Annotated in this window: 9 protein-coding genes and 2 pseudogenes; all 11 read right to left on the reverse strand. The window is 40.5% G+C overall.

From position 1 onward, the window contains the following. Window positions 1-140 precede the first annotated feature (140 nt). Window positions 141-1133 (reverse strand): NADH:flavin oxidoreductase, encoded by a 993-nt coding sequence (locus tag DOT_RS22190; RefSeq protein ID WP_009623744.1) that lies wholly within the window; start codon window positions 1131-1133, stop codon window positions 141-143. A gap of 168 nt (window positions 1134-1301) precedes the next feature. After that, window positions 1302-2426: an aldo/keto reductase gene (locus DOT_RS22195; protein ID WP_009623745.1), complete on the reverse strand. Its 1125-nt coding sequence runs from the start codon at window positions 2424-2426 to the stop codon at window positions 1302-1304. Between the two features lie 969 nt (window positions 2427-3395). Then, a complete protein-coding gene (locus DOT_RS22205; RefSeq protein WP_009623747.1) occupies window positions 3396-3980 on the reverse strand; it encodes a nitroreductase family protein in 585 nt (194 codons plus the stop codon). Between the two features lie 28 nt (window positions 3981-4008). Next, window positions 4009-4107: pseudogene (locus tag DOT_RS32110) on the reverse strand (NAD(P)H-dependent oxidoreductase); the annotation flags it as partial. Window positions 4108-4421: 314 nt separating this feature from the next. Then, complete coding sequence (locus tag DOT_RS22210) at window positions 4422-5177, reverse strand: uracil-DNA glycosylase family protein (RefSeq protein ID WP_009623749.1); 756 nt, start codon at window positions 5175-5177, stop codon at window positions 4422-4424. A 367-nt stretch (window positions 5178-5544) separates the two neighbouring features. Next, window positions 5545-7911, reverse strand: a complete 2367-nt coding sequence (lon, locus tag DOT_RS22215) for an endopeptidase La (RefSeq protein WP_009623750.1) — start codon at window positions 7909-7911, stop codon at window positions 5545-5547. A gap of 129 nt (window positions 7912-8040) precedes the next feature. Next, window positions 8041-8610 (reverse strand): TetR/AcrR family transcriptional regulator, encoded by a 570-nt coding sequence (locus tag DOT_RS22220; RefSeq protein ID WP_009623751.1) that lies wholly within the window; start codon window positions 8608-8610, stop codon window positions 8041-8043. Further along, a complete protein-coding gene (locus tag DOT_RS30745; RefSeq protein WP_009623752.1) occupies window positions 8594-8773 on the reverse strand; it encodes a hypothetical protein in 180 nt (59 codons plus the stop codon). Before DOT_RS30745 ends, DOT_RS22220 begins: the two co-directional genes overlap by 17 nt. 163 nt (window positions 8774-8936) lie before the next feature. Further along, window positions 8937-9395, reverse strand: coding sequence for a GNAT family N-acetyltransferase (locus DOT_RS22225; RefSeq protein WP_040413205.1), 459 nt, complete (start codon window positions 9393-9395; stop codon window positions 8937-8939). A gap of 219 nt (window positions 9396-9614) precedes the next feature. Next, window positions 9615-10154 (reverse strand): nitroreductase family protein, encoded by a 540-nt coding sequence (locus DOT_RS22230; protein WP_009623754.1) that lies wholly within the window; start codon window positions 10152-10154, stop codon window positions 9615-9617. Between the two features lie 56 nt (window positions 10155-10210). Continuing rightward, a pseudogene (locus tag DOT_RS29965) lies at window positions 10211-10357 on the reverse strand (histidine kinase dimerization/phospho-acceptor domain-containing protein); the annotation flags it as partial. Window positions 10358-10676 lie beyond the last annotated feature (319 nt).

Consider the following 10676-nt stretch of genomic DNA (forward strand, 5'->3'; position numbering starts at 1 on the left):
CAATCGTTATGTCCTTTCAAGGTGGAGTCTTAGGTTTGTCTGCAGATTTCCGGCAACGCACAATAATCCCGCTTATTATGAGCGAGATTATTGTGCCATTTAGAAATGGCCTACAGCAGTTCTTGACCCAGTGCATCCCCTCATCGCAATGTTTCAATTGCCTGTTTCGCCCATTGCGAATCCTGAAGTACCGCGCGACCAACGCCGATGAGATCAGCTTTTTCTGCTAACAGCAATTTCTCAGCCGCTAGGGGTTCAGTAATGCCGCCAGTTAGAATTACTGGGATGGATACAACCTTTTTAATCGCTTCAGACAGAGGGGAGAAATAGCCTTGCTCAGAAATTCCCGGAGATTTATAACCTAAAAAACTACCAGAAATATCGAGAATGGTGATGCCAGCTTTCTCGAATTCTTTGGCCGCTATCTGGCTATCTTCAATCGTGATTCCGCCTTCCTTATAATCGCAAGACCCTAACCGTAAGAGTAGTGGAAAATCGTTGCCCACAACAGCTTTGACTGCGGCGATAACCTGCAGATGGAAGCGAAGGCGATTATGAATAGTTCCACCATACTCATCGGTTCGCTTGTTGCTCAAGGGGGAGAAAAATTGGTTAAGTAGGTAGCCGTGCGCAGAATGGATCTCCACTCCGTCAAAACCTGCTTCCTTTACACGACGGGCAGCATCCTGAAAGGCTTGGACGATACCGGCTATTTCCTGTTTGGTAAGCTCTTTAGGGGTATTTCCATTCCAAGGATGGGGAACTGGGGAGGGAGCGACCGGAATCTCTCCAATGACTTCCTGAGTGGTGGCGCTTCCAGCGTGATTAATTTGCATCACAGCCTTTGAACCATTGCAGTGAATAACCTCGGCTAAACTCCGTAATCCCTCCACCAGATGATCATTAGCGACACAGAGTTGATTCTTGCTAGCTTTACCTTCGGGGCTTATGAAGCTGTGTTCAACTATGATGAGCGAGAAACAGCCGCCGTTCGTTTTTTCTTGATAATAGTCGAGGACCGCCTTGCTTACACCACCGTCCGCTTCGGACTTGGCAGTGGCCATGGGAGGCATAATCAGACGATTATGCAGGGTCAACGAACCCGCTTGTAATGTATCTAGTAAATGAGCCATGAGGAATCCTCCTTAAATTTCAAACTTCATTCCCATTGAGAAAGCCTGTCCTATCTGATCTCCTATACGATAATACGATCGATCGGATGGTCCTCACATTACCATTTTGTTGACCACTCAGTAATCACTGCGTTAACATTTCTTTAATATTGCCGACAGCAACGGGAATTAATGTGAATAAGTAGTGTTCATTAATTCAGTATGAACCGCTTTCAATAATTTTGGAATTTCTAAAGTCTGTGGACAATTTTCTGTGCAAATTCCGCAAGACACACATTGATCCGCGCCAGTACCAGCAGGTACCAAATTACTTTGATATACAACTGCGTCTATGACATGTGATTTCATAAGCTGTTGGCTGTTATATAGCTTAAATATTTCAGGAATTGCTACACCTTGTGGGCAGGGCATACAGTATCTACAGCCAGTACAGCCAATGCTCTTTTTGGCTTCATAAGCCTCACGAATCATTTTAATCAAATTCAAGTCCTCTTCTGACATAACATTTGGGGCTGCATATTCAAAAATTTTCAGATTATCCTTTAATTGCTGGATAGTACTTGTACCGCTCAAAATTACGGATACTTCTGGCATGTTGTAAAGCCACCTAAAACACCATTCTACCAAAGAACGCTTTTCAGGATATTGATTAATTAAATACAGTGCTTCCTTTGGAACAGTATTTAGGATATAACCGCCTCTAAGCGGTTCCATTATAACTGTAGCTAAGCCTTTATTTGCAGCATAAGTTAGGCCTTCGAGACCCACTTGTTGTTTCACATCCAATATATTAAGCTGAATTTGAGCCATCTCCCATTCATAGCTGTCAACAATTTCTTTAAATGCCTCTAAGGTATTGTGAATAGAAAAAGCTTTATGAGCAATTTTCCCCTTTTCAATCATTTTATCTAAGAAAGTCAGACCATCAAACTTCTTAACCTTCTCCCAATGACCATGATTCATATTATGCAGAAGATACACATCGATATGATCTGTTCCAAGTCGTATTAACTCTTCATCTAGATACTTTTCGAAGTCTTTATATTTCTCGATATTCCAAATAGGGCTTTTAGTCGCTAAATAAATTTTGTTTCTATAGCCATCTTTTAAAGCTTTTCCTGTTATGATCTCGCTATCTTTGTAAATAAATGCGGTATCAAGGTAATTCACTCCATTATCGATAGCGTAACGTACCATTTCAATAGCTTCTTTTTCATCAGAAGGAAACCGCATGCAACCAAGTCCAAATCTAGATACTTTCATCCCTGTTTTCCCATATTGTACGTATTCCATCTTTTCAGCTTCTCTCCATTTTATTCTGTTTATCGTTTTGAAAATTTATCTGCCGTCATATCCTGACCAAGTATGCAAGACATGCTTTGCAAGTCATGGCATTTCTCCTTTTGTATATCTCCACTTTCAAGAATGTTAAAAACTCCTGTTAACATATTTTGATTGTACATCTTAGAGTTGACTCGAAGTCAACAATTTATTTGTTTCCTAATAACATACGAAAAGCCACCTGCGATTAATTCAAGCGGCCTAAGACAACCTAGAGCGTGTAGTATCTCTAGACTATAGAAAGGGACATTCCATATATATTCACTCTTTGCTTGGAATTTTGAACATCAATATCATAAGAATAATGACAATTATATCAAATATGATAGTCAGATATATAATCTTTTGGTCTCTAATTTTAACATAAGACAAATAATTTAATGTATTTATACACAGAAAAAAAAGCACCAAAAACAATTGAACAATGAGCGGATTATTAATATGCTGTAGACTCAAGTTAAGCACTATAACCCATACAATATCTAAAATTAATTGCTTGCCATCTCTATCTCCGTTACCGAAAATGTACGGATTGTATTTTCTATTATTAAATAATATTGTTTGTTGAATGATAAAGTAGGCACATGCAATAAATAGGAGTGCGATATAAACATAATCACACATAATCTCCCTCATGTTTCTTCACATTTTTCTACCTAATCATCTCATAACAACTTTGCAAAGTAAGGGGAATCCTGTCATAGTATAAAAACACTCCTACCTTTAGGTACGATCACTGTCTATTACAAAGGTCACAATACCAGTTCCAAGACGTGACCTCAATGGACCATAGAACCCCAAATAAGAAAAGACCATTCAGCGAGAACTTCACTGAATGGTCTTTTCCTTTAAATCAACTTTTATCTTTGAGATGCCAACGGCCAATAAGCTGCAGTCGAAGTATAAGCGGCATATGCATACTCATTTTATGATATGAATAGTACCCTCCTTGCGCGGTGGAACGCTTGCTTGCTTAGCAATATATCCTACTGCAGCCGAAGAGCAGATGGTATGTTCTCTTGGAATTCCCAACTCAAAAAGAAATTTACGTAATTCGGAGTCATTCCGCAGCCAATGCAACTGGTTGATATAACAGCTGCCCAATTCCAACGAATGCGCTGTTAAGAAAAGATTTTCAAGTGCCAGCGCACAATCTGCCATAGCGTTTTCATAATTTGGTCGATTAGAAGCAATAATGAGCGTCGGTGCATGATAGAAAAAATGACAGTCTCTTTTTTGCGCATAGACTTTAGCTCCGAGTTTGCCAGGATAATCATCGTCAGGAATCCAACGTTGAAATCCTTCCTTCAACAATTCGTTGATCTTCGCAAGCGCTTCTTGATTCTGAACTGCGGTAAACAGCCAGCTTTGACTATTGCTTCCGCTAGGCGCCCAGATAGCGGCTTCCAGCAGGGCTTCCAGTTCTTCTTCTTTAATCTGCTGTTCATGAAAATTACGTACACTTCTCCGCGAACGGATACAGTCGAGCACTTCATTATGAATCATAACTTCTTCTCCTATCTAGTTTAAAAGCTTGGGCTCCAACAGATTTCGCACCTTCAAGAGCTTTCTGTAATAGGGTAGCCGTATTCCAATTTTTCCTTGGACTCCCATTGACAGCAATTACTTTCATGGCAATAATCCTCCGCCGCTAAATTCAAATATCTGTATTATCCTAAACATTATACTCTTAACCAGTAACAAAACCCATACACACCGTCTTCTTCATCACAAACCCCGGCAGCGGCTCCTTCATCTTACCACCTACCTATTCTATTGATCTCCTCTTTAACTTCGTACTGGTGAACGCAGTTGTGGCTTCAAGTATATTTTCTGCCCTGATTATTTTAATTATCATGCTTCCCATGCGCTTCCTGTTAATCAGATATCCCGCAAAGGGTAAAATCGAGCACCTTTCACACTAGGACACATAGGTTTTTGTTACATTTAGGTAAGGCTTTTAATGCCTAACACTTTGTGAACTTCTTTTTGTATTTTAAGAATCCTTTTTTCCGTAAATTGAGGATAGTCTTTAAACCATTTCATATTTAAGGGGGACGGATGTGGGAGTATATAGGTAAGTTTTCCATTAATTTGTTTGTCTTCAAAAGCTAATGATGTAATTTTCTCGCCTGGGAAGAAAAATTCTGCTGCAATTCCGCCAATTAAGATATAGATTTCATTATCGACAAGCTTCATTTCCTTAAGAAGCCACTGTTTCGCACAAATCTTGGGCGGACGGCAGTCTCCCCCGCCAGGCGCCTTTCCGGGATAGCAATGGGCCATTGACGCAATATAAAAATTATCCGGATTATAAAATTCCTCATCCGATATACGGTACCATTCCCTGCGAAGTTTTCTTCCACTGGCATCGCTAAACGGCTTCCCTGTTTCATGCACACTTTTAGAGGGAGCCTGGCTGATCTGCATGATATGGGCATTATGATTACCCAGCACAATAGGATGTGGTTCGAATCTAAAGGTATCCTGACATAATCGACATTGTGATATCTGATTTTGTAAATTAACAAGCCCATTTATCCCATGGTCTTCTTTCACATCTATTATCTTCATCTCGTCTCCTAAACATAAGATATTATCCAGCCATGAATATCTCTCAAAGAACCGGTCAGCTGACGACGGGCCAAAGGAATATTCTCCTCCTTCGCTGCTCAGGAGAAGGGTACTCTTGGCGCAACGCATTCACTTCCTCCTTGGGCGCGTCCAGTTTATTAACGCCGTTTACGTCAAACCCGATTGTGTTACTGCGAACACATGCTTGACACCGTCCGCCAGAGTTAAAAGAGTATAGGTGTGCTTTAAAATGACTTCTTGCTTACAATATTAATATCCCGCTGCTCCGAGTCTTGTTGCGTGTATTATAACACAGGCCCAACGTTATTTCGGATTTTCCTTCTTTTCAACAGAAAAAAGACCTTGCAGAGTACTTGTTATCTCGGCAAGGTCCCTGATCAACTTTTCACGATACTTTCCATTTCACTGCGAAAGAAACAAAGGGGAACCGTGAACCGCTTCGACAGCGGGTTCAGTAGAGTGTCCACACATCGGTTCATTGACAATCCGCTGGAATGGCCTGAACTTTCAGCCTTGTAAAAACTCCGGGTTCTGTCAGGACATGTTCAAGCTTAGGCAAAGCGATACCTAGCGTCTCTTTCAAGACATCTTCGATGGTTTCCACCGCTACAATTTGAATCTTATTTTTAACTTCTTCCGGGATATCCTTGAGATCAATAACATTATCTTTGGGAATCAAGACCTTTGTGATACCAGCACGATCTGCCGCTAACAATTTTTCTTTTAATCCGCCAATCGGAAGAACAACACCTCTCAGTGTAATTTCTCCTGTCATGGAAAGTTTTGCATCCACCGCAATACCTGTAATCAACGATGCAAAGGCAGTAAAGAGCGCGATTCCTGCTGACGGTCCATCTTTAGGCACAGCTCCGGACGGTACATGAACATGTAAGTCCTTATCTTTAAAGTGCATGGCATTGACGGGCAACCGGGATTTCAAAAGACTTAGCGAAATCCTGGCCGATTCCTTCATAACATCGCCTAACTGACCGGTTAAGATAACTTGATCTTTTCCGGGCATTTCCGTAGCTTCGATAAACAGAATTTCACCACCGACCGGCGTCCAAGCTAATCCGGTGACAACGCCCGGCGGATTAATTTCCTGAGCCATGTCATGCCTTGACGAATGTCTGCCCAGAATCTCATCCAAAGCATCCTCTTCAACTAGGTATGGCCTTTCAACTGTTCCGAGAACAATCTTTTCCACCACACTTCTGGCAATGGCGGCCAATTGCTTTTTCAATCCCCGGACACCGGCCTCCATAGTGTAGTCTGAAATGATTTTCTGTAAAGCTTCATCCCTGATCTGAACATCAGCTTCTGTTAAACCATGTTCTTCAAGTGCTTCGGCAATTAAATAATTTTTACCGATGTGAAACTTTTCATTTGTTGTATAACTTGAAAGTTGGATGACTTCCATGCGATCCAACAAGGGGCCGGGAATATTTTCAAGCGAGTTTGCGGTGGCAATAAAAAACACGTTCGATAAATCGTAGGGCAAATCGAGATAATGATCTGTAAAGGTACTATTTTGTTCAGGATCTAACACCTCTAACAACGCACTTGCCGGATCCCCGTTATAACCTGTCATCAATTTATCCACTTCGTCTAAAACCATAACAGGATTCATGACACCGGCTTTTTTAATGCTTTGAAGGATGCGCCCCGGCATTGCACCGACATAAGTTCTGCGGTGCCCACGAATTTCAGCCTCGTCGCGGATACCTCCCAAACTGAGTCTGGTGTATTTTCGGCCCGATGCTTCTGCGATGCTCCTACCCAAGCTTGTTTTTCCTGTTCCGGGAGGACCCACAAGTAATAGAATTGAACCCTGTTTATCTTTTTTCAGCTGCATGACCGCAAGATGCTGGATGATGCGGTCTTTTACTTTTTTCAGGCCATAATGCTGCTCATCCAAGATACGTCGAGCTGCTCCAATATCGACGAGTTTTTCTTTCTTCAATTCCCACGGTAAGGCCACAAGAAGATCTAGATAGTTTTGGATCACACTATAGTCGGCACTTTGAGAATTCTGTCTTTCCAGTTTGCTTAACTCATCCAGTGCGGCCGTTTTAATCTCTTCCGGCATGTGCGCCTGTTCAATGCGTGTTCTATAATCTTTATCCTTTTTGCCGGAGGCTGGTTCGTCTTCGTTCAGTTCTTTCTGGATCGCTTTGAGCTGCTCTCTCAAGACTGCTTCACGATAATTCTTATTTGCTCTTTCGGAAAAGCGTTCCGTCATTTCGATTTGAAGCTGAATCGCTTCTTTGTGATGCAAAAAATAATCAATAAATTTCAAACTGCGGTCCTTTAAGGACGCTGTTTCCATCAAGGCATATTTTTCTTCCTTTGAAAAAGCAATAAATTGCGAGATGTATCCAATCAGAACATTGAGATCTTGTATCTCATCAATTGCTTTTAAAATGCCGTCGGCCTCTCTGAATTTAGCTCCAATTTGATGAGCTGTCGTTTTAATATAGCCCATCATTTCCTTTTGGCTAATTTCATTGAGGTCGATTACTTCCGGTGCCGCCACTGTTTTTCCAGTGATCATCGTTTCCCCAACGTTGATATCCATTACGGTCACTCGATTTAAGACCTTCACTTGAACACGATATCCTTTTTCGCTGGGATTCACCTTTAGGATTTCAAGAGCAACGCCTGTTGTGTGGAAATCCTCCACTTTGGTCTCATGTCGGTCCCGATGCCGCTTGACTGGCAAGGCCACTATCTCTTCATTTTTATCACGAAAGCAAGTCAACTCATCCTCGCTGAGACGATCGATCTTTAAGGGATAGGTCATGCCCGGCAACAATACAAGATCTTCTATTGATAATATCATATACATTATCCTTTCTTTATTAAACGAATGATCATTTAATTATTGAGAAAAATTGAAGCGAGCTATTACACCTCGCTTATGAACTAATCGACTCATTTAGAAGTGAATGGTTCTTGATTCGACTGGATTTCAATAATCTTTAATTAGTGCTTTTTGAATGATATAAATCAACTCATTCAAGCGTTTCATGGCTATATTTTCAGGCTCGCAGGTTATTACGGCAATCATTTTTACCGGGGAAAACAAAATAGCATACAAATTATCATTATTAAAATTATTTAAAATCTGCCGTTGCTTTAAATCCGTCAACAACTGATTTAAAGCCGCCGGTCCCTTCATCAAACCACAACTGTTCTGAAGAACAGGGCAAGCACTAAATTGTTCAATAAAATGAAAAACCTCTTTGTGTTCACGAATAAAGTGATAATATCGTCGAATCAATTGGGCAATGATTTCTTCCCCCGCCATATTGGGGCTAATATATTGAAGCAAATACTGAATCCTAACTTCAGTATATTCCAGATAAATTTCTCGAAGCATAGCCTCCTTATTTTCATAATAGATATATACTGTTGCCGGAGATACGCCAGCGGTCCTTGCAATTTTGGAAATCGATGCACCCTGGAACCCCTCTTCCAGAATCAAACGGACCACTGCATTCTTGATGCATCGCTGCTTTTCATCATCTCTTTTTCTCATGCGCACCGCCTAAATTTTCGGATAAGATTAATGATAATTCTATAATAAACGATCGTTCACTTATTGTCAACTCTTCTAAATAAACACTGGTATCAATCTGCTTGCCGTCTGTGCGAACAATCAGACGGTAGCCGCCATGAACGTTTAGCCCACAAGGCGTCATTTTATTTGTATTAAGTTACTAACTGAGTGATTTTCGATCAACCCATATTTAATATTTCTCTAATAGTATGGTTTGAATGAAAAATTCATAAAAAGCTCATATCATTCATTGAATTTACCTCATAAGATCAATTTATATCCACCAGCACCTTACTCGCCACAGCTTAACTATTGAGATTCTTCTCCAAAAAAATAAAATATAATTCACTGGCAACGTTTATGGTTTTAAATTCTTTATAACCCAATTTTGTATATAAACGAAGGTTATTAAGACTCTTATGTCCCGTGAATAACTCAAATCTGTCACAATTGTAAAAAATGCTTTCAATCTCTTCCATTAGTTTTGTTCCAAAGCCATGCCCCTGAAAATCCGGGTTAACAAATAATTTCTCGATGTAACAAGTTCGTTCTTCACAAAACCCTCTGACAGATCCGATTATCTTTCCATCAGTTACTACTTTAAGAACAACTTTCTTCTCAAATTCTCTCTCAATTTCATTTAATGTTTGATTTAAAGGTTGGATCGCAAAATCGTTATAGATCTTGGCCTCGCTCATATATGCTAACTTTTGAAGTGTCAGTATTTCTTGGGCATCGGATATTGTAGCTTTTTCGACGTTCATTTCCTTCTCCCTTTCCATTCCCACATCTACTGTTAAAATGTTCCAATAAACCTAAAAATCCAATAATTTTACAGTTATGCTTGGCGTCGGTCCCTTACCTTTTTAAGTGCGGAAACGGTTAAGAAAGTCTCTTCCTTAACTTCTAATCATCGCGTCAAGGCTTTTATCTCACTGATTGGAGCTGCGAAAGTTGAGTCATTTAAACTTCTAACAGTTTCATCACCATTTTTCGTATCTGACAATTTCTTCCATCGTTTTTCTCGGTCGCTGTTTTGGTGCCTCATCACCATATCCCAACGTAATGATTCCGCACACATATTTATCATCCGGAATGTTCAGGATAGGTCTGACAGCATCTTGCTCAAACCAGGCTGTCCAACAGGTCGCCAACCCCAGATGTTCCGCTTCAAGCAATATATGTTCCATTGCAATTGCTGTGTCTCGAATAATTTGCTTAAGTTCCGGTTCAGAGCTGCTCTCGTCAAGCCTGACTTTGGTACCCATGGAAATACGGCATCGAATATCTGCTACACACACAATAAATATCGGAGCTGTCATCATCCATTTTTGATGATGATCGGCAGTTGAAAGTTTTTCTTTTGTATCTTCCGATTCAATGATTATGAATGTCCAAGGCTGCGTATTGCTTCCAGAAGGTGCTAGTCTGGCGCTTTCTAATATTTGAACAAGCTTCTCTTTTTCAACTTTTTTATTTAGATATTTACGGATGCTTCTTCTGTTTTCTATTTGTTTTAGCATGGTAATCTCCTTTACTAATAACTCACATTTTGAATGTTGAGTGAACTGTAATACCATCACGGTTGTTTCGACAAAGGCAACAAACTTCGCAATGCCTTGAGGAGGCTGCCGTCCTCCAGACCTTCGACATAGCCGCGAATGGACGAGATCGGGGTACGCAGGTCATGGGATATACTTGCGATCAGTTCTTTTCGTGATTTTTCAAGCACAGAAAAATAAGCTTATTAATGTACCCCCCTGAAATTTCGGGAGTTTTATGGGTGCAAAATTTCAGTAGTAATATTCCAACTTTCCATTGTTTCATTGCGCCTCTTCCACCTTATTGCTTTTTCATCATCTCATGGTAGGGATTCCAGTCATCCATCATCTATACAAACGGACATTTTAATCCAGACAGCCACCCCGGCGGTGGCTATGGCATAATTCTTTCTATGCAAATATGTAAGTGGGCGGATGAGCTGGAAATTCACCTTGAAGTAACCCTTTATCTCCAAAATGCTAGCATTAAAACCTCCCTCAAAC

Origin of the sequence: Desulfosporosinus sp. OT (assembly GCF_000224515.1) — a bacterium.
Lineage (GTDB): Bacteria > Bacillota > Desulfitobacteriia > Desulfitobacteriales > Desulfitobacteriaceae > Desulfosporosinus.